The sequence below is a fragment of the Arthrobacter sp. Br18 genome (assembly GCF_000520555.1).
Taxonomy (GTDB): Bacteria; Actinomycetota; Actinomycetes; order Actinomycetales; family Micrococcaceae; genus Arthrobacter_D.
Genome location: NZ_KI914863.1, coordinates 59,961 through 80,325 on the forward strand (window position 1 = coordinate 59,961; position 20,365 = coordinate 80,325).

General features: G+C 66.4%; 18 protein-coding genes and 2 pseudogenes. 12 read left to right on the forward strand and 8 right to left on the reverse strand.

Going from position 1 to position 20,365, the window contains the following annotated elements:
* Window positions 1–77: 77 nt before the first annotated feature.
* Window positions 78–854 (forward strand): CHRD domain-containing protein, encoded by a 777-nt coding sequence (locus Y704_RS0109655; RefSeq protein ID WP_026549968.1) that lies wholly within the window; start codon window positions 78–80, stop codon window positions 852–854.
* A 109-nt stretch (window positions 855–963) separates the two neighbouring features.
* On the opposite strand, the gene Y704_RS0109660 is transcribed toward Y704_RS0109655, so the two are convergent.
* The 6 genes from Y704_RS0109660 to glyA form a co-directional block, all read right to left on the reverse strand.
* Window positions 964–1,794: an ABC transporter permease gene (locus Y704_RS0109660; RefSeq protein ID WP_051476881.1), complete on the reverse strand. Its 831-nt coding sequence runs from the start codon at window positions 1,792–1,794 to the stop codon at window positions 964–966.
* Window positions 1,791–2,696 carry an ABC transporter permease gene (locus tag Y704_RS20265; RefSeq protein ID WP_051476882.1) on the reverse strand — a complete coding sequence of 302 codons (906 nt, stop codon included), beginning with the start codon at window positions 2,694–2,696 and terminating at the stop codon, window positions 1,791–1,793. The genes Y704_RS0109660 and Y704_RS20265 overlap by 4 nt, the downstream gene beginning before the upstream one ends.
* Window positions 2,697–2,703: 7 nt before the next feature.
* Window positions 2,704–3,645 carry an ABC transporter ATP-binding protein gene (locus Y704_RS0109670; protein WP_026549970.1) on the reverse strand — a complete coding sequence of 314 codons (942 nt, stop codon included), beginning with the start codon at window positions 3,643–3,645 and terminating at the stop codon, window positions 2,704–2,706.
* Window positions 3,646–3,727: 82 nt separating this feature from the next.
* Window positions 3,728–4,612, reverse strand: coding sequence for a bifunctional methylenetetrahydrofolate dehydrogenase/methenyltetrahydrofolate cyclohydrolase (locus Y704_RS0109675; RefSeq protein WP_026549971.1), 885 nt, complete (start codon window positions 4,610–4,612; stop codon window positions 3,728–3,730).
* A complete protein-coding gene (locus tag Y704_RS0109680; RefSeq protein ID WP_026549972.1) occupies window positions 4,609–4,791 on the reverse strand; it encodes a hypothetical protein in 183 nt (60 codons plus the stop codon). The genes Y704_RS0109675 and Y704_RS0109680 overlap by 4 nt, the downstream gene beginning before the upstream one ends.
* Complete coding sequence (gene glyA / locus Y704_RS0109685) at window positions 4,785–6,098, reverse strand: serine hydroxymethyltransferase (protein WP_026549973.1); 1,314 nt, start codon at window positions 6,096–6,098, stop codon at window positions 4,785–4,787. Before glyA ends, Y704_RS0109680 begins: the two co-directional genes overlap by 7 nt.
* A gap of 172 nt (window positions 6,099–6,270) precedes the next feature.
* Here glyA and Y704_RS20270 point away from each other — a divergent pair.
* The 8 genes and pseudogenes from Y704_RS20270 to Y704_RS0109725 all read left to right on the forward strand — a co-directional run bounded on the left by Y704_RS20270 (window position 6,271) and on the right by Y704_RS0109725 (window position 15,519).
* A pseudogene (locus Y704_RS20270) lies at window positions 6,271–7,469 on the forward strand (NAD(P)-binding domain-containing protein).
* Window positions 7,466–8,347: a formyltetrahydrofolate deformylase gene (gene purU, locus Y704_RS0109695; RefSeq protein ID WP_253904284.1), complete on the forward strand. Its 882-nt coding sequence runs from the start codon at window positions 7,466–7,468 to the stop codon at window positions 8,345–8,347. The pseudogene Y704_RS20270 and the gene purU overlap by 4 nt, the downstream one beginning before the upstream one ends.
* Before the next feature lie 45 nt (window positions 8,348–8,392).
* Window positions 8,393–8,914, forward strand: a complete 522-nt coding sequence (locus tag Y704_RS0109700) for a gamma carbonic anhydrase family protein (RefSeq protein WP_026549975.1) — start codon at window positions 8,393–8,395, stop codon at window positions 8,912–8,914.
* Between the two features lie 32 nt (window positions 8,915–8,946).
* Window positions 8,947–10,158, forward strand: coding sequence for an ROK family transcriptional regulator (locus Y704_RS0109705; RefSeq protein ID WP_051476883.1), 1,212 nt, complete (start codon window positions 8,947–8,949; stop codon window positions 10,156–10,158).
* A 124-nt stretch (window positions 10,159–10,282) separates the two neighbouring features.
* The gene (mmsA, locus tag Y704_RS0109710; protein ID WP_026549977.1) at window positions 10,283–11,821 is read left to right on the forward strand and encodes a multiple monosaccharide ABC transporter ATP-binding protein; all 1,539 of its coding nucleotides are present in this window, start codon (window positions 10,283–10,285) and stop codon (window positions 11,819–11,821) included.
* A 23-nt stretch (window positions 11,822–11,844) separates the two neighbouring features.
* Window positions 11,845–13,137, forward strand: a complete 1,293-nt coding sequence (gene mmsB / locus Y704_RS0109715; protein ID WP_026549978.1) for a multiple monosaccharide ABC transporter permease — start codon at window positions 11,845–11,847, stop codon at window positions 13,135–13,137.
* A gap of 85 nt (window positions 13,138–13,222) precedes the next feature.
* Window positions 13,223–14,317 (forward strand): substrate-binding domain-containing protein, encoded by a 1,095-nt coding sequence (locus Y704_RS0109720; RefSeq protein WP_026549979.1) that lies wholly within the window; start codon window positions 13,223–13,225, stop codon window positions 14,315–14,317.
* Window positions 14,318–14,442: 125 nt separating this feature from the next.
* Window positions 14,443–15,519: a Gfo/Idh/MocA family protein gene (locus Y704_RS0109725; RefSeq protein WP_035772226.1), complete on the forward strand. Its 1,077-nt coding sequence runs from the start codon at window positions 14,443–14,445 to the stop codon at window positions 15,517–15,519.
* A 167-nt stretch (window positions 15,520–15,686) separates the two neighbouring features.
* Here the strand turns inward: Y704_RS0109725 and Y704_RS0109730 are convergent, their stop codons facing one another.
* A complete protein-coding gene (locus Y704_RS0109730; protein WP_026549981.1) occupies window positions 15,687–17,102 on the reverse strand; it encodes an aminotransferase-like domain-containing protein in 1,416 nt (471 codons plus the stop codon).
* Between Y704_RS0109730 and Y704_RS0109735 the strand changes: the two genes are divergently transcribed.
* Window positions 17,101–18,027: a DMT family transporter gene (locus Y704_RS0109735; RefSeq protein WP_026549982.1), complete on the forward strand. Its 927-nt coding sequence runs from the start codon at window positions 17,101–17,103 to the stop codon at window positions 18,025–18,027. The two genes, Y704_RS0109730 and Y704_RS0109735, sit on opposite strands and share 2 nt — an antisense overlap.
* Before the next feature lie 113 nt (window positions 18,028–18,140).
* On the opposite strand, the gene Y704_RS20275 is transcribed toward Y704_RS0109735, so the two are convergent.
* Window positions 18,141–18,878, reverse strand: a complete 738-nt coding sequence (locus Y704_RS20275) for a class I SAM-dependent methyltransferase (RefSeq protein WP_051476884.1) — start codon at window positions 18,876–18,878, stop codon at window positions 18,141–18,143.
* A gap of 190 nt (window positions 18,879–19,068) precedes the next feature.
* Between Y704_RS20275 and Y704_RS20280 the strand changes: the two genes are divergently transcribed.
* Together Y704_RS20280 and Y704_RS0109750 are read left to right on the forward strand one after the other, a co-directional pair.
* On the forward strand, window positions 19,069–19,596 hold the full coding sequence (locus Y704_RS20280; RefSeq protein ID WP_155850296.1) for a glycosyltransferase family protein: 528 nt from the start codon (window positions 19,069–19,071) through the stop codon (window positions 19,594–19,596).
* A 115-nt stretch (window positions 19,597–19,711) separates the two neighbouring features.
* Window positions 19,712–20,365: pseudogene (locus Y704_RS0109750) on the forward strand (IS1380 family transposase); the annotation flags it as partial.

Below are 20,365 nucleotides of genomic sequence, written 5' to 3' on the forward strand. Positions count from 1 at the left end.
GTGATGATCATCACGCCGAAGTACCGGTACGCGCGCATCCACAGCGCGCTTCATTCGCACTCATGGAGGATTTTCCGATGAACAAGAAGATGCGTTTCCTCGCAGTCCCAGCCCTGGCCCTCAGCGCTGTCGCCATGTCCGGCGCCCCCGCGATGGCCGCCCACGACGGCACCTACTCCTCGACCCTGGGCCAGCTCAGTGGCACCACCGGTTCCGGAACCATCACCCTGGACGTCACGGGCGACCAGGCCAAGGTGAAGCTGCAAGTTTCCGGTCTCGCCGAGACCTTCATGGACGCGGCATACCCCCACGTCCAGCACATCCACGGCGGAGCCATGGGCGAATGCCCCACGACCGCTGACGACGCCAACGGCGACGGCATCCTCAGCACCACCGACGGTGCTGCTTCCTACGGTGGAATCCAGACCACGCTGACCACCTCCGGTGCGACGACCCCGGCTGAGGGCCTGAACCTGGCGCTCGGCGGCCAGGGTGGCAGCTACACCATCGACCGCACCATCACCATCGATGAGGCCACTCAGAAGTCCCTCGCCGCCGGCACCGCCGTCGTCGTCGTCCACGGCCTGGATCCCGCCACGGTCACCGCCACGGCAGAGGCCTTCAACGCACCCAGCGACCTGGAGCCCTCACTTCCCCTCGGCGCCACCTCCCCGGCACTGTGTGGAGTCCTCGTCGAGTCACAGATGGGTGACATGCCTGCCGGTGGCGCCGATACCGGTGTCGCCCAGGAAACTGGTTCCAACACCGCCATACTCGCCCTCGGTGGCGGCCTGGTCCTGGCAGCAGCAGCCGGCGGAACTTTCATGGTCCGTCGCAGCAACGCCAAGGCGTAATCGCGCCAGCGCAACACCAGTAGGTGAACCGGCCGCCGCCGGGGCTTCCAGGCTCCGGCGGCGGCCGTTTCTTTTGGACCGCCGAACCATGGCGACGTGTCCAGGTGTCCTACCGGAGGAAGAGCTTCCGCAGCCTCAGGGTGGTGAGGAGCATCCCGAAGGCGATCAGGACCAGGAAGTAGGACACGTGGATCAGCGTGGCAGGGCTGAAGATCCCCACGCTGAGCTGGCGCAGCAATTCAACCCCGTGCCACAGCGGCAGCGCCTGGATGAACCACTGGATGGGCTGCGGGTAGACACTCAGGGGGTAGAAGGTGGCCGAGAAGAGGAACATCGGCAGCATGACGAAGTTGATCCACTCCATCTGCTGGAACGTCTTCAGAAAGCTCGTGATGCCCATGCCGAATGACGCGAACCCGAATGCGATCAGCACTGCCGCGGGAACCATCAGCAGCGCCCAGGGCGTGGTGATCAGGCCCATCAGTCCCATGACCGCGGTGAAACCCGTGGCATACAGTGCGCCGCGCAGCAGGGCCAGGAAGGTTTCACCGATGGCGACGTCCAGCGGACCGAGCGACGTGGAGAGCATGCCCTGGTACAGCTTCGCGAAGTTCATCTTGAAGAACACGTTCCAGGTGCTGTCGTAGACGGCGCCGTTCATGGCCGAGACTGCCAGCAATGCGGGTGCAATGTAGGCCGCGTAGCTGATCTCCTCACCGCCGGGCCCGACGACGGCGCCCACCAGCGCTCCGAGCCCCACCCCCATCGACACCAGGTAGAGCACCGGCTCGAAGAAGCCGGACACCATGATCAGCCAGTTGCTGCTGCGTGTGGCGAGCAGGCCCCGTGAGATGACGGCGCGGGCGTTCCGCGCATACAGCCCGCGAAAGGCCCGGCTCCCCTGATCCACCCGGTAATCCTCCGCCGGTCGGGTGGTCATTTTCCGAGCCTCCGCGCATAGGTCCGCTGCGCCAGGCGCCATCCGATGAACGCCAGCACCGACAGATAGAGCACGTGCACCAGGACCAGCCCCAGCGGCTGTTCATACCCGTAGGTCAGGGTCCGCCCCAGTTCCGTGCCGTGCCACAGCGGGGAGATCCAGCCGATCCACCGAAGGAAGACCGGGAGCGTCTCCAGGGGGAAGAAGGTCCCCGAGAAGAGGAACAGCGGCATGACGATGAACCGCATCACCAGGGCGAACTGTCCCTTGTCCTCCTCCACACTTGCCGCGTACGCCAGAAGCGGCAGGCCGAAGGAGAGCCCGCAGAGGACCGCGACCGGGATGGCGGCCCAGCCCCAGGGCGACGGCGAGGCGCCGAACGCCGCGACGATCGCGAAGTAGATCGCGGTGGTCAGCAACAGCCGCAGCGCAACGGCGGTGATGTGCCCGTTGACGATCTGGTGGGTGCCGAGCGGGGAAGCGTGGGGTCCGTAGTAGACCCGGCGCCACTTGAACCCGTCCATCACGGGGTAGGTGAACTCGGTGGCTGCGGTCATGATGGTTGCCGAGGCAAGCAGCGCCGGGGCGATGAACGCAAGATAACCCACGCCGCCGAACGCTTCCCCCGCCTGCTGGTCGACCAGCGTTGCCAGGCCCACCCCCATGGCGAAGAGGTACATCACGGGAGTGCCGACGCTCGAGGCGAGCAGGGTCCAGCGGTAGCTGTTCATGGACCGCAGGACGTGTTCTGCGTAGTACCAGGACCCGAACTTCCGGGCGCGGGCGGCGGAGACGGCAGGCGCGTGGACGCGGAGGACCGGTGCGCCCGGGGAGGGTGACGCCGTCGTCGGCCCGGCGGATTCCTCACCTGGACGGTCCTCGCTCGGACGGTGTGTGCTCACTGGATCCCTACTCAACGAGGCTCCGTCCCGTCAGCCGGAGGAACACGTCCTCCAGGGAGGAGCGCCGGACCAGTGAGGTGACCGGCCGCAGACCGCGGGAGGCGACCTCCTCGAGTGCGGCTTCGCCGTCGTGCGCGTAGATCAGGATGCGGTCCGGAAGTACCTCCAGGCGCTCCCCGATCCCGCCGAGTTCCGGGGCCACCGTGGTGTTGCGCTCCGAGCCGAAGCGCAGCTCGAGCACCTCACGGGTCGAGTGCTCCTTGATGAGCCGCGCGGGTGAGCCCTCGGCCATGATCCGGCCCTTGTCCACGACCACGAGGCGGTCACACAGCTGTTCCGCCTCGTCCATGTAGTGGGTGGTCAGGATGAGGGTCACGCCGGATTCCTTGAGCCGGAAGAGCCGGTCCCACAGGATGTGCCGCGCCTGCGGATCGAGCCCGGTGGTGGGTTCGTCGAGCAGCAGGATCTTCGGTTCGTTGATCAGCGACCGGGCGATGGTGAGCCGGCGTTTCATGCCGCCCGAGAGCGAGTCCACCCTGGCGGAGGCCTTGTCCGTCAGCTGGGCGAATTCGAGGAGCTCGTCGGCCTTGGGCTTCAGGTAGCTCAGGGGAAGGCCGAAGTAGCGCCCGTAGACGATCAGGTTGTCGCGGACCCGCAGTTCCTCGTCGAGGTTGTCCTGCTGCGGAACCACGCCGAGGTGCGCGCGTACCTCGGGTCCGTGCTGCTCGGGGTCCAGCCCCAGGATCGCAAGGTGGCCCGAGGTTCGCTGGGACACGCCGCCGACCATGCGCATCGTGGTCGATTTCCCCGCGCCGTTGGGCCCCAGGAGCCCGAACGACTCCCCGGCGGGAACCTCGAACGAGATCCCGTCCACGGCCCGGAACTCGCCGTAGTGCTTGCTGAGGTCGTGCGCGGAGATGACCGGTTGTCCGGCGAGGTTGTGTGGCACCCGCCAAGCCTAGGCCACGGAAGCGATTGGGACTGGCCAATGGGGTGGTAGACGGTCCGTGTCGCAGCTTCCCGGGGGCCTGCTAGCCCCGCTCGGCGGCCTCCACCACGTTGGCCAGGAGCATGGCCCTGGTCATCGGGCCCACTCCGCCGGGATTCGGCGACAGCCAGGAGGCTACTTCCCCGGCAGCGGGCTCGACATCGCCGGTCAGTGCGGCCTTGCCCGTCCGGGCATCGACCACGCGGCTGACGCCGACGTCGAGCACGATGGCGCCAGGTTTCAGCTGACCGGCCTTGATCATGTGCGGGATGCCTGCAGCCGCAACGACGACGTCGGCCCGTCCCAGGTGGTCGGCGAGGTCCACCGTCCCGGTGTGTGCGAGTGTCACCGTCGCGTTGATGGCTTTCCTCGTGAGCAGCAGGCCGAGTGGCCGCCCCACCGTCACTCCCCTGCCCACCACGAGGACGTTCAGCCCCTTGAGCGCCACGTCGTGGCGCTGCAGCAGTTCGATGATCCCGTGCGGGGTGCAGGGCAGCGGCGAATCCATCGGCGCATTGACGTTGAGCACCAGCTTGCCGAGATTGGTGGGATGGAGACCGTCGGCGTCCTTCGCGGGGTCCATCCGTGCGAGGACGGCGTTGGTGTCGAGGTGCGCGGGAAGAGGAAGCTGCACGATGTAGCCGGTGGTGGCGGGGTCGGCGTTCAGCTCATCGATGAGCGCTTCCAGCTCTTCCTGGGAGATGGTGGCGGGAACATCGCGGCGCACCGAGGTGATTCCCACCTGGGCGCAGTCGCGGTGCTTGCCTGCCACATAGGAGTGGCTGCCGGGGTCGTCCCCCACGAGGACGGTCCCGAGGCCCGGGGTGATGCCCCGGGCCTTCAGTGCGCTGACCCTCTCCGTGAGCTCCTCCCGGATCCGGGCCGCTGTGGCCTTGCCGTCAAGAATGCGGGCGGTGGTGGTGCTCATGGTTGGTCTCCGGTTTCCAGTCGTTCGTTCTCCAGCTGTTCGTTCTCCAGCTGTTCGAGCAGGAAGGCCTTCCCTCGCTCGCAGCAGCCGGTGAAGCAACACTCCGTTGCGGGGATCCCGTACTCGGACGACGCCGCTGCCCGCGAGGCCAGCGCACCTTCCGGGAGGGCCTCTACCATTCCTCCTGGCCCGGATACAGCGGAAAGTCAGCCGTGAGGACTGAAACCCTTGCGCGCAGCGCGTCGACGTCGGCCGCGGGTTTCAGGGCGGCGGCGATGATGTCGCCGACCTCCGTGAATTCAGGCGCTCCGAAGCCGCGGGTTGCGAGCGCCGGCGTCCCGATGCGCAGTCCCGAGGTGACCATGGGCGGGCGCGGATCGAACGGCACCGCGTTTCGGTTGACGGTGATGCCGACCGAGTGCAGGAGGTCCTCCCCCTGCTGTCCGTCGAGAACCGAGTTCCGCAGGTCGACGAGAACGAGGTGGACATCGGTGCCGCCGGTCAGCACGGAGATCCCGTGGTCCGCGACGTCGGCGGAGGTGAGGCGCTCGGCGATGATCCGTGCACCCTCCAGCACCCGCTCCTGGCGCTCCCTGAATTCCGGGGAACCTGCGATCCGGAAGGCGGTGGCCTTGCCCGCGATCACGTGCATGAGGGGGCCGCCCTGCTGGCCGGGGAACACGTTCGAGTTGATCTTCCGAGCCCACTCCTGCTTGGCCAGGATGACGCCGGAGCGCGGGCCGGCGAGCGTCTTGTGGACCGTGGAGGTGACGACGTCGGAGTAGGGCACGGGACTGGGGTGCACTCCGGCGGCAACGAGGCCTGCGAAATGGGCCATGTCGGTCCAGAGGAGCGCGCCCACCTCGTCGGCGATGGACCGGAAGGCGGCGAAGTCCAGTTGGCGCGGGTAGGCGGACCAGCCGGCGATGAGGACCTGGGGTTTCTCGGCCAGTGCCTGCGCGCGGACGCGCTCCATGTCGAGCCGATGGGTGTCCTCCTCGACACCGTAGGCCGCCACCTTGTAGAGCTTGCCGGAGAAGTTCAGCTTCATGCCGTGCGTCAGGTGGCCGCCGTGGGCCAGTGAGAGGCCCATGATCTTGTCGCCGGGCTGAATCATCGCGGACAGCGCTGCGGCGTTGGCCTGTGCGCCGGAGTGCGGCTGGACGTTGGCGAACTCGGCACCGAAGAGGGTTTTCACACGTTCGATGGCAAGGTTCTCCGCCACGTCGACGTGCTCGCACCCGCCGTAGTAGCGGCGCCCGGGATAGCCCTCCGCGTACTTGTTCGTGAGGACCGAGCCCTGGGCTTCGAGGACTGCGCGGGGCGCGAAATTCTCGGAGGCGATCATTTCGAGGGTGTCGCGCTGCCGGGCCAGTTCATCGCGGAGCACTGCCGCGATTTCGGGATCCACCTCGGACAGCGGCGCGTTGGTCACGGAATCGGCGCCGTGGGAAAGCGCGGGCGTCGATGACGGCGAAGTGGTCACGGAGGAATCCTTCTGTGGGAGTCGCGGGGGTCGGTGAGCCGTCCGCAGCGCCGGAGCCCTTCCGGTGTGGTTGCCCACCCCAGCCCGGTTCCGGCGCCTTTCATGCTAGTCGCAGGGCAACCCGTGCCGCCACCGCGAGCCCCGCCGGAACGGGCGAGCCGGACCGGCACGGATGGAATACGGCAGTGGCCGGAGCGGTTTCACCGGGAGTGGCCGAACACCGGCCAGTGCCTCCCGGCCTTCCCCGCGGCACTTCAGGACGTCAGGGAACGGACGTCTCACGGTGGCAGAACAGCAGGGGGCAGGGGTCGTCGTGATCGGTGCGGGCCAGGCAGGCCTGAGCAGCGCCTATCATCTGCTCCGGAAGGGCCTGGCGCCTGGAAAAGACTTCCTCGTGCTGGACGCGAATGAGGGCCCGGGAGGTGCCTGGCGGCACCGCTGGCCCTCCCTCACCTTCGATGCCGCCCATGCCCTGCATGATCTGCCGGGCATGCCGCTCGGGACGCCGGACCCGCACGAACCCGCGTCAGGCGTGGTAAGCCGCTACTACGCTGGCTTCGAGGAGCGCTTCGGCGTTCCGGTCCTTCGGCCCTCGCAGGCCTCGGGCGTGCGCCGGGTGGCCGACGGACTGGAGGTAGACCTTCGGGACGGCCGGTCCTGGCGGGCGGAAGCGGTCATCAATGCGACCGGCACGTGGACCCGTCCCTACTGGCCCTCCTACCCGGGACGGGAGGAGTTCGCCGGAGCGCAGCTGCACACGGCCGATTTCCTCACTGCCCGGGCCTTCTCGTGGTGGGCGGTGGAACCTCCGCGGTCCAGTTCCTCCTCCAGCTGGCCGCTGCGGGCGCGGACACCCTCTGGTCCACCAGGACCCCGCCGCGCTTCACCCGGCGTGCCTTCGACCCCGAATGGGGCCGGGATGTCGAGGCGGAAGTGGACGCCCGCACCCGGGCCGGCCTTCCGCCGTCGAGCGTGGTCTCCGTCACCGGGCTGCCGCTGACACCGGCCTACCAGTCAGGGATCGACGCCGGTATCCTCGCCTCGCGCGGACCCCTGGAGCGCCTCACCGAGCGGGGCGTCGTCTTCGGGGACGGCAGCGCCGGGGAGGTCGACGTCGTGCTGTGGGCCACCGGCTTCCGTCCCGAACTCGACCACCTTGCTCCGCTCCGCCTGAGGGAACCCGGCGGCGGCATCCGGATGGACGGGGTTCGGGTCCTCCGCGAGCCGCGCCTGTTCCTGGTGGGGTACGGCGCCTCGGCGTCAACCCTCGGGGCAACGCGTGCGGGACGCGCGGCGGCGCTCGCTGCGGTGGCGGTCCTGGATCCACCGGGCTCGGAGCGGCCGGTCGGCGCAGGTAGCCTTGCGCTGTGACCTCTCCGCTGACAGCTCCGGCACCTTCCGCTGAAATCCGCTCGTACTCGCTCAGCCTTTCGTGCCCCGACCGGCCCGGGATCGTCCACGGAGTCTCGGGCGCCCTCGTGGCGGCCGGCGCCAACATCACCGAATCACAGCAGTACGGGAGCCCCGACACCGGCACCTTCTTCATGCGGGTGGCCCTTGCGACGGACGCCGGCGAAGCCGGAGTGCGCGGCCATCTTGCGGCCGTGGCGGCGAAGTTCGGGATGGAGTTCTCGCTTGCCCCCGAGGGTGCACGCACCCGGACGATGATTCTGGTGTCCAAGGCGGACCACTGCCTCAACGATCTCCTCTTCCAGCACAGGTCGGGTATCCTGCCGATCAACATCCCCGTCATCGTGTCCAACCATCCGGACCTCGCCGGACTCGCCGCCTTCCACGGGATCGAGTTCCACCACATCCCGGTGACCTCGTCGACCAAGGACACTGCCGAGGCGGCCCTGAGGGCCCTCATGGCGAAGCATGACATCGAGCTGGTGGTGCTCGCGCGGTACATGCAGATCCTCAGCGACGAGCTGTGCGCTGACCTCCGGGGACGGGCCATCAACATCCACCACTCGTTCCTTCCCTCCTTCAAGGGCGCCCGCCCGTATCATCAGGCCCACACCCGGGGCGTGAAGCTGATCGGCGCCACTGCCCACTACGTCACCGGAGCCCTCGATGAGGGGCCCATCATCGAGCAGGAAGTCATCCGGGTGGACCACGGCCGCACCGCCGGGCAGTTGGCCACGATCGGGCGGCAGCTCGAAGGCCGGGCGCTGGTGCAGGCCGTCCAGTGGCACGCCGAGCACCGTGTGCTCCTCGACGGCACCAGGACCATCGTCTTCGGCTGAACCGGATTCAGTCCGGCCGGCGTGCCCTGGGGTTAGGCTGGCGCCATGGCACATCTGATTTCCATCAACGGCAAGACACCCCGTATCTCCGACTCGGCCTTCGTGGCTCCGACGGCATCCATCATCGGCGATGCGGTCCTCGAGCCGGGCTCGAGTGCCTTCTACGGAGTGAGCGTCCGGGCTGACACCTCCCCCATCCGCATCGGAGAAGGCAGCAACCTCCAGGACAACGTGGTGGTCCACGCGGATCCCGGTTTTCCCGCCACGATCGGCCGGGGCGTGAGCGTCGGCCATACCGCCGTGGTGCACGGCTGCACCATCGAGGACGACTGCCTGATCGGCATGAGTGCCACCGTCATGAACGGGGCGGTGATCGGGGCGGGATCACTGGTGGCGGCCGGAGCGCTGGTCCTGGAAGGGATGATCGTGCCGCCGCGCTCGCTGGTGGCCGGTGTGCCGGCGAAAGTCCGCCGTGAACTGTCCGACGACGAGGTTGCCGGGGTGAAGGACAACGCCGCGCGGTACCTCGTCACTGCGGCAAAACACCGTGATGCGTTAACTTCTTGACTACATCCGTGGTGTGGGGCACCCTGTAGTACATGCCCGTAGATGCCGCCTCGCCGACGAGGCACCCTCCCGGTGCCCTGCCGTCGAGGCCGGGCTCGCAGCCGGCACTCCGCGAGCAGAACCAGCAGCGGATCGTCCGCGCCCTCGTCAGCAGCGGGCCGCAGACCCAGGCCGAACTCGCCCGCCAAACGGGCCTGTCCACCGCGACGGTTTCCAACATCGTGAAGATCATGGCGGCCAGTGGAGTGGTCAGCACCGCACCGACCACGAGTTCGGGGCGCCGCGCGCTGTCCGTCATCCTCAACGACAACGGCTCGGTGGCGGCCGGCATCGATATCGGCCGGCGCCACCTCCGGGTGGTGCTCGCGGGGCTCGACTACCGCGTGCTGCAGGAGGAATCGACGGAGCTGCCGCTCGGGCACAGTGCGGCGCAGGGAGTCGAGGCGGCCTCGGATCTGCTCGACAAACTCCTGCACCAGGGGCGGATCGAGCGTTCAGCGCTGCTCGGGGCCGGAATCGGTATTCCCGGTCCCATCGACCGGCGGACCGGCACCGTGGTCCAGGGCGCGATCCTGCCTGAGTGGGTGGGCATCAACATCCAGGAAACGCTCGGGAAACGGCTTCGGGTACCGATCTTCGTCGACAACGACGCGAATCTCGGTGCACTGGCGCAGGTGGCCTGGGGGCCCCACAGCGCAGTGGACAACCTGATCTTCGTGAAGATCGGCTCCGGCATCGGTGCCGGGCTTGTCCTCAACGGCGCCCTGTTCTACGGGAATGTGGGCATCACCGGCGAACTGGGCCACACGACGATCCATGAACACGGCCAGGTGTGCCGCTGCGGAAACCGGGGCTGTCTTGAGACCGTCGCGTCGACGTCCACCATGATCGAGCTGCTGAGCCGCGGCACCGCCGACACCGTGAGCACCTCCGACATCATTCTGCAGGCCCTCGCCGGTGACACCGCCACCCTTCGGGTGATCGACGACGCCGGTCTCGCCATCGGCCGGGCAGTCGCCCATGTGGCCAACCTCATCAATCCCGAACTGGTGGTGGTAGGCGGCCCGCTGACCGGCCTCGGCGAGATCCTGCTCCAGCCGATCCGACGCGGACTCCTCCGCCACGCCGTCCCGATCGTCGGGGAGACCACCACCGTGCGCATGTCGTCGCTCGGCGACCGCGCCGAGGCGCTCGGGGCCGCCGCTGTGGTGCTCTCTCAACCCTCCGCCCTCGCTCCCCTGTAACTTTCGCGTCTCGTTTGCGTGCACCTTGTGTTCAAGCCTTGACGCCAAACCGGTTCGTAGTGTTCAATTCTTTCGGGTCGAGGTTGGCCTGCACGAGACGACGCTGTCACCGCGGAAGGCTGCCATGGACCACCACACCATCCTTGAGATGCGATCGATCACGAAGGAATTCCCAGGAGTCAAAGCCCTCTCCGAGGTATCCCTCGAGGTGACCGCCGGCGAGATCCACGCGATCTGCGGTGAGAACGGCGCGGGAAAGTCCACCCTGATGAAGGTGCTCTCCGGGCTCTACCCCCACGGGGACTACCAGGGCCAGATCATCTTCCAGGGCAAGGAGGTGCAGTTCCGGGACATCCGGTCCAGCGAAGCCGCCGGAATCGTCATCATCCACCAGGAACTCGCGCTGATCCCCGAGCTCTCCATCGCGGAGAACATCTTCCTCGGCAACGAACCGACCCGCTTCGGCGTCATCGACTGGGACAGGGTGAACACCTCGGCCCTCGAGCTCCTCGCCCGCGTCGGGCTGAGCGAGGATCCCACCACCAAGATCAAGGACATCGGCGTCGGCAAGCAGCAGCTGGTCGAGATCGCCAAGGCGCTCAGCAAGTCCGTCAAGCTGCTCATCCTGGACGAGCCCACGGCCGCACTCAACGAAGCCGACTCCCAGCACCTGCTCGACCTCATGGCGGGTCTCCGTTCCAAGGGGATCTCCTGCATCATGATCTCCCACAAGCTCAACGAGATCGAGCAGATCGCCGACTCCATCACCATCATCCGCGACGGCAAATCCATCGAGACGCTGCATGTGAAGAACGACGGCGTCGACGAGGACCGCATCATCCGCGGCATGGTGGGGCGGTCCCTCGAATCGCGGTTCCCTGACCACACTCCCAAGATCGGCGAAACCTTCTTCGAGGTCCGCAACTGGACGGTGGGCCACCCCACCGTCGCGGACCGGCTGGTGTGCAAGAACTCGAACTTCAAGGTGCGGCGCGGTGAGATCGTCGGCTTCGCGGGCCTGATGGGCGCAGGGCGGACCGAACTGGCGCGCTCCGTCTTCGGCCGCTCCTACGGAAACTTCAAGTCCGGGCAGATCTTCAAGGACGGCAAAGAGATTTCCCTGAAGTCCGTGCCGCAGGCGATCAATGCCGGGCTCGCCTACGTCACCGAGGACCGCAAATCACTCGGCCTCAATCTCCTCGACGACATCAAGTCGACGACCGTTTCGGCGAATCTGCAGAAGATCACCCGCGGCCTGGTGGTGGACCGGGACGAGGAATTCAAGGTGGCCGAGGAGTACCGGAAGTCGCTGAGGACCAAGACGCCCAGCGTGAACGAGGGAGTCTCGAAACTGTCCGGCGGAAACCAGCAGAAGGTGGTGCTGGCGAAATGGATGTTCACCGATCCCGACCTGCTGATCCTCGACGAGCCGACCCGCGGGATCGACGTCGGGGCCAAGTACGAGATCTACGGCATCATCCAGCGGCTTGCCGACCAGGGGAAAGGCGTGATCGTCATCTCCTCCGAACTCCCCGAACTGCTCGGCCTCTCAGACCGCATCTACACCATTTTTGAGGGAGCAATCACCGGCGAGGTGACCCGCGAGGCCGCCAACCAGGAATCCCTCATGAAACTCATGACCGCCAGCAGAAAATCCGCCTGATCGAACTCCCAAGGACAATCGACATGGACTCACTCAAGAAACTGTTCGGTGGCAATACGCGCCAGTTCGGGATGATCTTCGCCCTGATCGCGCTGGTGATCTTCTTCCAATGGCGGACCGGCGGAAAGACGCTGACGTCGGCGAACATGATGAACCTCTTCAACGGCAACTCCTACATCCTCATCCTCGCGATCGGCATGGTCCTGGTGATCATCGCCGGGCACATCGACCTGTCGGTGGGATCCATCGCCGCCTTCGCAGGCATCGTGGTGGCCATCGTCATCCGGGACTGGGGTATCCCCTGGTACCTCGGCGTCCTGGTCGGGCTCGCCCTCGGCGCCCTGATCGGCATCTGGCAGGGTTTCTGGGTCGCCTACGTGGGCATCCCCGCGTTCATCGTGACCCTGGCCGGCATGCTGCTGTTCCGCGGCGCCAACCAGTTCGTCGGCAAATCCAACACGGTTCCCGTGCCGCCCGAGTTCCAGTACATCGGGTCGGGTTACCTCCCCGAGGTCGGGCCGGTCACGGGCTTCAACAACCTGACGCTGCTGATCGGGTTCGTCCTGGTGGGCTTCGTCGTCTACAACGAACTCAAGACACGCCGCCGTCTCGAGCGGGTCGGGGCGGAAGTCCCCCCACTGGGTGTCTCGGTCCTCAAGGTGGTGCTCGTTTCCGCAGCCATCCTCTACGCCACCTACCTCTTCGCCACCGGCCGCCCGGGCACGTCGTTCCCGATTCCGGGCCTCATCCTCGGCGTCCTCGTGATCGTCTACGGCTTCATCTCCAACAAGACCATCGCCGGCCGCCACGTCTACGCAGTGGGCGGAAACCGGCATGCGGCGGAGCTGTCCGGCGTGAAAAGCCGGCGCATCAACTTCCTGGTCATGATGAACATGTCCATCCTCGCCTCGCTTGCCGGGATGATCTTCGTGGGCCGCTCCACCGCCTCCGGCCCCTTCGACGGCGTGGGCTGGGAGCTCGACGCGATTGCCGCTGTCTTCATCGGCGGTGCCGCAGTCACCGGCGGAGTCGGAACAGTCGTGGGGGCCATCATCGGCGGCCTCGTCATGGCCGTGCTCAACAACGGCCTGCAGCTGCTGGGCATCGGCGCCGATATGACACAGATCATCAAGGGCCTGGTGCTGCTGATCGCCGTCGCTTTCGATGTCTACAACAAGAGCCAGGGGAAGCCGTCCATCACCGGTCTTCTCACTCGAAACTTCGGCGGCCGGCCCAAGCCGGAGCAGCCTGCCAAGACACCCGAGCCCGGCGAACAGGGTGTCGGAACCAAGGAAGTCATCACCCATAATTCCTGACCGAAGAGGGCCCTCCCGCCCCGTCAGCGCGGCGTCACCGATGCCCGTCCCACCACACCAAGAATGCTAACGAAAGAGACACGGAATGCGTAAATTCGCAAAATCCTTTGCAACCGTCGCCGCGATTTCAGCCCTGGCGCTGACCTCCTGCGGTCGTGAAGATCCGGGCACCGGGACCGAAGGCGGCGGCGAGGCTGCCGCCGGCTTCGAGGAAGGTGCCGCCATCGGCGTCGCGCTCCCCCAGAAGACGTCCGAGAACTGGGTGCTCGCGGAGAAGCTGTTCAACGAAGGTCTGACGGAGGCCGGTTACGAGCCCTCCGTGCAGTTCGCCAACGGTGGTGTCTCGGAGCAGCAGAACCAGATCAGCTCCATGATCACCAACGGCGTGGAGGTCCTCGTGGTCGGCGCGATCGACGGCGCCCAGCTGGGCACCCAGCTGCAGCAGGCAGCAGATGCCGGCATCACGGTCATCGCCTATGACCGCCTCCTGACCAACACCGAGAACGTCGAGTACTACGTGGCCTACGACAACTTCCAGGTGGGCGAGCTCCAGGGCCAGGCGCTGCTGGACGGCATGGCCGAGCGCGGCGAAGGACCCTACAACATCGAGCTGTTCGCCGGATCTCCGGACGATGCAAATGCCCAGGTGTTCTTCGACGGCGCGATGAGCATCCTCCAGCCCAAGATCGACGACGGCACGCTGAACGTTGTGTCGGGCCAGACGGAGTTCAACCAGGCCGTCACCCAGGGCTGGGAAGCCGGCAATGCACAGACCCGCATGGACACGCTGCTCACTGGCAACTACACCTCCGAGGAACTGGACGGCGTGCTCTCGCCCAATGACACGCTTGCCCGCGCCATCCTCACCTCGGTCAAGGCGAGCGGAAAGGAACTTCCCGTCGTCACCGGCCAGGATTCCGAGATCGAGTCTGTGAAGTCCATCATGGCGGACGAGCAGTACTCCACGATCAATAAGGACACCCGCAACCTCGTGGCGCAGGCCATCACCATGGTGGAAGGCCTCGCGTCCGGCGAGGAACCCGAGATCAACGATACCGAGTCCTACGACAACGGCGTAAAGGTTGTTCCTGCCTACCTGCTCGAGCCGCAGATCGTCACCAAGGAAAACGCAGCGGACGCCTACGCCGATGATCCGACGCTGTCCGAGCTGACCAAGTAGCACTAGCGGGATAGCGGCCTCTTTCGGGCCGAACCGCACAGAAAGCTCCGGGCTGCACCTGCAGCCCGGAGCTTTCTGCATGCGCACCGGTGGACGGCTGCGGAGTGAGCGGCAAGAATGGGAGCATGCCTGCCTCCCGCCTAGCGCTTCCTCCCTGCCTTGAACCAGATGCCCCCAGCCCCGTTACCGCAACGGGCAGGCCCCTGCGCTGGGGTGTGGTGTCGACCGGGGGCATCGCAGGCAAGGTCACCGCCGATATCGCACTCCTTGAGGACGCCATCCTTCACGGCGTCAGCTCCCGGAACGCCGACAGTGCCGCAGCGTTCGCCGCGCGATTCGGGTTCGCCACGAGCCACTGGGACTCCGACGGTCTGCCCGGCTACCAGCACCTTTTCGACGATCCCCGCGTCGACGTCGTCTATATCGCCACCCCGCACGGCCAGCATCACGAGGTGGCCAGAGCCGCCCTGACCAGCGGCAAGCACGTGCTCTGCGAGAAGACCTTCACCATGAATGCCTCCGAAGCCGAAGAGCTCATCGATCTGGCACGGGAGAAGAACCTGTTCCTCATGGAGGCGGTGTGGACGCGGTTCCTGCCGAGCATCAACCGGGCCTGGGACATCATTCATTCGGGTGAGCTGGGCCGGATCGGCTGGGTCCAGGCCGACCTCGGTTTCCCTGCACCGGCAGACCCCTCGAGCAGGCTGTGGGACCCGCGAGCCGGCGGAGGCGCACTGCTCGACCTCACCGTGTACCCCCTGACGTGGGCGCTCGGTGCCCTCGGCTTTCCGTCCTCGGTGGCGGCCAGCGGAAGCCTCAACGACGACGGCGTCGACACCCGGAATGCTCTCACCCTCGGCTACGAGGGCGGTGCCCATGCCCAGCTGACGTCGTCGTTGGTGACCTCCTGCCCCGGAACCGCGACCGTCGCCGGAAGCAAGGGATGGCTCCGCACCGGGAACGGACACCTTCACAGTCCGGGTGAGCTCACCGTCGCCCGAAACCGGGAGGAGCCGCGCGTCGAGACCTTCGGCGTGGTGGGCGGCGGGTACACCTACGAGCTCCGTGAAGTCACCCGGTGCATCCAGTCCGGGCTCCTGGAGAGCCCCACCATGCCGCTGGAGGACACGCTCCAGACCCTCCGCCTGCTCGACGGCGTCCGGGCACAGCTCGGCCTGCGCTACGCGAACGACGCCGCGTAGCGCTCACTGCCTCGCGGAACCGGATGCCTCCACGGGGTCATCGTGATCGGCAGAGGCTGACAGGACGACCCGCCCACAAGTCCCGGCCGGAACAGGGGCATGCCGAGTCCCGTCCGACGCCTGACCAACCCGGTGGGACCGTCCATCAGCGACGGGACGCCGAGCCGTCACCAGTGGCCGGCGCGTTCGATCGACTGGCCGAGGATGCGCGCTCCGTCCTGGAATGCTGCGGGGTTCGGTCCGGCATAGTTGAGGCGGATGAAGGGGCCGGCAGGTTCGGCGGGGAACCATTCGGTGCCGGGGGCGACGATCACTCCGGCCGATTCGCATTCGCGGGTGAACCGTTCGAGGTTTGTTCCGTCGGGGAGGCGAGCCCAGAGGTTGAGGCCGCCCGTGGGCAGGTGTACGACGTGAATCCGCGGGGCGTATTGACGGAGGCTGGTGATCAACAGGTCCCGGCGGGATTGCAGGTGGTGACGCAGCCCCCGGAGGTGTGTCTGCCAGGCGGGTTGCGTGACGACGTCGAGCGCGGCGGCCTGAAGGACGCCGCTGACGTACATCGATTCGGCGCCCCTGTCGGCCAGGAGGCGGTCCCTGGCCGGGCCGCGCGCGATCACGGCGGCGACGCGGATGGCCGGAGACACGCTCTTGGTCAGGGAGCGGAGGTAGATGACATGACCGGAGTCCTCGCGTGCTGCGACGGGAACCGGGGTGGTGCTGATGCCGAAGTCGTGAGCCCAGTCATCCTCGATGAGGAAGGCACCATGGTGGCGCACGATGTCCAGAACCTGTTCACCTCGTTGGTGTGACCACTGCGCTCCGGTGGGATTCGCGTAGTTCGGTTGGGCGTAGAACAACCGTGCCCCGGTCTCGTCGAAGGCTCGTGCCAGCTCTTCCGGATCGGGCCCGTCGGGTCCGCTGGGTACGGGAACGATGTCCACCCCGGCGTGTGACGCGGCGAGGATAGCTCCCCAGTAGGTGGGGGATTCCATGAGGACAGGGCGCCCGCTGCCGGCCAGAACCCGAAAAATGGAGCTCAGCCCACTCTGGCTTCCCGGCACCACGATGACGTCGCTGGCCGTGGGCGGCGTGAAGCCGGAGGGGGTTGCGGTTCGTAGTTCGCGTGCGAACCACGACTGCAATTCCGGCATGCCCGCCACGGGGGGCCTCGAGAAGGCGGTGTCGGTCCTGGCTGCCCTGGTCAGCGCCGCACGGACCAGCCGTTCGGGGAGGAGCTCCCGGTCCGGGTAGCCGGAGTGGAACGCGATGACATCGTTGGACGCGCTGCGCAGCGCGGTGGGGATCGGCCGGACGGGGTGTGGTGGGGAGCGCAGTGCCGCGCTCTGCCAACCGTAGTCCGACGGGTACGCAGTCCGGGCCGCCCGCACGAAAGTCCCGATCCCCGGCCGGCTTTCGACGAGGCCCCGCCCGGCGAGGGTGCGCAGAACCTTCTGAACCGTGACGGGACTGACGTTGTACTCTGCTACCAGGGCCCGGGTCGATGGCAGACGGGACCCCGGTGGGGCGCCTGCGATCCACTGTTCGAGGCGCACTGCCATACGCGAACTGGTATCGTTGATCATGAAGCACAAGAGTAGCGCTACTACAAATATTCACCTACCGCTACCGCGGAAGTCCGTCCCGGGATTGTGGTGGGGGCTACTCGGGGTAACGGCCTTTTCCTTCACCGTGCCCTTCACCCGCGTGGCAGTGGAGGGAATGTCGCCATTGTTCATCGGCTCGGGCCGGGCGGTGGTAGCAGCAATACTGGCCGCTGCCGCGCTCCTTCTGACCCGGCAGCACCTGCCCCACGGTGCGCAGTGGGGACGGCTTGCCGTCATCGCCGGCGGAATCGTCGTGGGTTTCCCGCTTCTGACCTCCTTTGCCCTGACGACGGCAGACGCCAGTCACGGGGCGGTCGTAATCGCATTACTGCCAGCGGCAACCGCTACCGTGGCGGTGCTCCGTGGGCGGGAGCCGGCCCGGTCCGCTTTCTGGGTCGCGACTGCCGTGGGCGCGATCGCCGCTCTCGTCTTCGCCTCGATTCAGTCTGGCGGTCCCGGGCAGCTGGGCTGGGCGGATCTCCTGCTGATCGGGGCGGTCATCGCCGCTGCTGTCGGATACGCCGAAGGTGGTCTGATGGCACGTGAACTTGGTGCCTGGCAGACCGTGTCGTGGGCGTTGGTCCTGGCCTCACCGCTCATGGTCCTCCTCGCAGTCGTCTCGGTGGTCCAGGAACCACCATCGGGGACGCCCGTTCAATGGGTGTCCTTCGGCTACCTCGGCGTAGTGAGTATGTTCCTCGGATTCTTCGCCTGGTACCGCGGTCTTGCCCTCGGACCCATGGCGCAGGTGAGCCAGATCCAACTCGTTCAGCCGGTACTCAGCATCTGCTGGGCGGGCCTCCTGCTCGGTGAGAATCTCACCAGAACCACCCTCGTTGGAGGTCTCGCCGTCGTTGTGTGCGCCGGTGTCGCCGTGCGCATACGGCTGAAGCCGGCGCCCTGAATCTCGACGAGAGCTGATCGTGGACCCGGAGGAGCTCCACCGGGGATAACCGGCGATCCGGGGGTTGCAGGACAGAGCGAGTCTTCCTACACCCTGGCAAGGCCCGACAACGCCTACGCCTCCTTCTGGAGGTGGGGAGCGAGCTCACGTCCTTTTCTCAGGGTGTGCAGGAGATATCCATAGGACAGGGTTTCCCGGTCGGGGTGTGCTTCGATCCATGGACGAGCGCTTCCCTTGGGGAATTCCATGCTGATGACGGCCTGGAGCTCCTGGGGTGATGTGAAAGTCCAGCTGCTCATGATGCGTTCCGTCGTTGCGCCCCGCTCTTTCCACCATCGCTGAATGTACTCGCCCGGTCCCTGGTGCGCGGCGGTGTTGGCGGTGTGGAGAAGTTCGGCGAACTCGCCGTCCTGCTGGTCGTTGTCGATGACGACGAGCGTTCCGCCGGGCCGGAGCACGCGAAGGGCCTCGCGCAGGCCAGGATCGCAGTCGTTGGTGGGTGACGGGAAAAAGTAGGCGAACCGGGCATGGATGACGTCGATCGAAGCATCAGGAAGGGGGATGTGCTCAGCCGACCCGTGAAGGACGTCCGCCGCCGAGGTACGAGCCCGCGCCAACCCCAGGAGCGATCCGTCGGGCTCGACCCCGAACAGGCAGCGGGCGGTTCCTGCGTATCTGGTGAGCCAGAATCCGCTGCCGCATCCCAGATCCAGGAGGTCCTTGTCCGACCAGGGCGCAGCGGCAACAAGGCCACTCCACAGGTTCCCGGCATGATCAATCGCTTCGTTCTCCGTCTCGTAGAGTTCGACATTGCGGCCTTGGTTCCACGCCTGGATGAAGTCGGACAGCATGGTCCTAGCCTTGCACACCGCGCACAGCTACTCTGCCATCACGACTCTGCTCGGGCGGAAACCCGGTTATTCTCCGTATCGACACCGGCCTTTGGACCGGTGGAAATACTGACCATGTGCTCGCGCAGTCATCGATGAAGAAATCAGCCCCGGGACTCCCTGCCGGGGGACGAACGGACGGAGCAAATCGATGAGACTAATGCTGGCCACGGCCGGGTCACAGGGTGACGTTGCGCCATTCGCCGAGCTGGCACGCCGCGCGATGACCGCGGGTCATGAGGTACGACTGGTCGCTCCCGACAACTCCGGAGTAGATCTGGTGGGGATCGATGTTGTCAGCATGGGTGTCGATTACGCCCGGATGATCGGGCAGCAGGGCGTATCGGTTGCTGCGGCGGTTCGCTCGTACCGCTCCGTGGTGCGGCCCATCATGCGCGGGGTCATTGTCGGCTCGGCGAGAGCCGCTCTTGAATTCCGCCCCGATGTGCTTGTTGTGCACCCGAAGGTACTTTCCGCGCCCCTGGTCGCCGACGTTCTCGGAATCCCGTACGTGGTGGTCGAGATCGTTCCAGCGATGACCCCAACGGCAGCCTTTCCCGCCGCCGGCACCATCAGCCGCAGCGTCGGTCGCCTCAATCGCCTCACCTATGGGGCCGCGACGGCGAGTGAGGCACTGTTCCGCCAGGACCTCGATGAGGTAGCAAGGCTCTTAGCCTGAATCCACCGGTCGGGTTTGGGCCGGGTCGGCGTTTTAAACGCGAAATGCCCGTCTGATCAAGGAAAATTTGACTTGTCTAGAGTTCAATTTCACCGATCAGAGGAGCATCCCGCAGATGCAAGTTTTCCATAGACCGGCCGCTGTTTCCAGCGCCTTTGATGATCCGAATCTTGTGTCTTCTGCCGGGCTGGTCCCGGCCATGGGCCTGGCACAGGCGACCGGGCTCGGCGAACTGGCCGACGAACACGTGAAACTACCGGACTACTTCGGGGCGAACGCCGGCCTGAAAGTCACGGCACTCGTCGCGGGCATGGTCGCCGGAGCCGATTCCATCGATGACATGGCCATGCTGCGCCACGGCGGAATGGGCAAACTCTTCAAAGGCACCTACGCGCCTTCCACGCTGGGATCATTTCTGCGTAAGTTCACCTTCGGGCACGTCCGCCAGCTCGAGGCGGCAGCGTCTCGCTGGCTCCCGGCTCTGGCCGCGGCGGCCCCGATCACCACCGGGATCGATGAGCTGGCCCTGGTGGATATCGATGACACGATCAAAGCGAGCTACGGATACAAGAAACAGGGCGCCGGTTACGGTTACTCCGGGGTCAAGGGCCTGAACGCGCTGATCGGCACCGTTACGACCACCGAGACCGCGCCGGTCATCGTCGGGGCCCGCCTGCGCAAGGGCGCCACCAGCTCAGCGCGGGGCGCCGGTAAATTCGTGGCCGACACCCTGGCCGCCGTGGGTAGGCTGCGGTCGGCCGATGCGGAG

Coding starts and splice junctions, on each gene's coding strand:
- Y704_RS0109655 (WP_026549968.1), top strand. CDS start 78: ATGAACAAGAAGATGCGTTTCCTCGCAGTCCCAGCCCTGGCCCTCAGC.
- Y704_RS0109660 (WP_051476881.1), bottom strand. CDS start 1,794: ATGACCACCCGACCGGCGGAGGATTACCGGGTGGATCAGGGGAGCCGG.
- Y704_RS0109675 (WP_026549971.1), bottom strand. CDS start 4,612: ATGAGCACCACCACCGCCCGCATTCTTGACGGCAAGGCCACAGCGGCC.
- Y704_RS0109680 (WP_026549972.1), bottom strand. CDS start 4,791: ATGGTAGAGGCCCTCCCGGAAGGTGCGCTGGCCTCGCGGGCAGCGGCG.
- Y704_RS0109700 (WP_026549975.1), top strand. CDS start 8,393: ATGGCACATCTGATTTCCATCAACGGCAAGACACCCCGTATCTCCGAC.
- Y704_RS0109705 (WP_051476883.1), top strand. CDS start 8,947: ATGCCCGTAGATGCCGCCTCGCCGACGAGGCACCCTCCCGGTGCCCTG.
- mmsA (WP_026549977.1), top strand. CDS start 10,283: ATGGACCACCACACCATCCTTGAGATGCGATCGATCACGAAGGAATTC.
- mmsB (WP_026549978.1), top strand. CDS start 11,845: ATGGACTCACTCAAGAAACTGTTCGGTGGCAATACGCGCCAGTTCGGG.
- Y704_RS0109720 (WP_026549979.1), top strand. CDS start 13,223: ATGCGTAAATTCGCAAAATCCTTTGCAACCGTCGCCGCGATTTCAGCC.
- Y704_RS0109725 (WP_035772226.1), top strand. CDS start 14,443: ATGCCTGCCTCCCGCCTAGCGCTTCCTCCCTGCCTTGAACCAGATGCC.
- Y704_RS0109735 (WP_026549982.1), top strand. CDS start 17,101: ATGAAGCACAAGAGTAGCGCTACTACAAATATTCACCTACCGCTACCG.
- Y704_RS0109730 (WP_026549981.1), bottom strand. CDS start 17,102: ATGATCAACGATACCAGTTCGCGTATGGCAGTGCGCCTCGAACAGTGG.
- Y704_RS20275 (WP_051476884.1), bottom strand. CDS start 18,878: ATGCTGTCCGACTTCATCCAGGCGTGGAACCAAGGCCGCAATGTCGAA.
- Y704_RS20280 (WP_155850296.1), top strand. CDS start 19,069: ATGAGACTAATGCTGGCCACGGCCGGGTCACAGGGTGACGTTGCGCCA.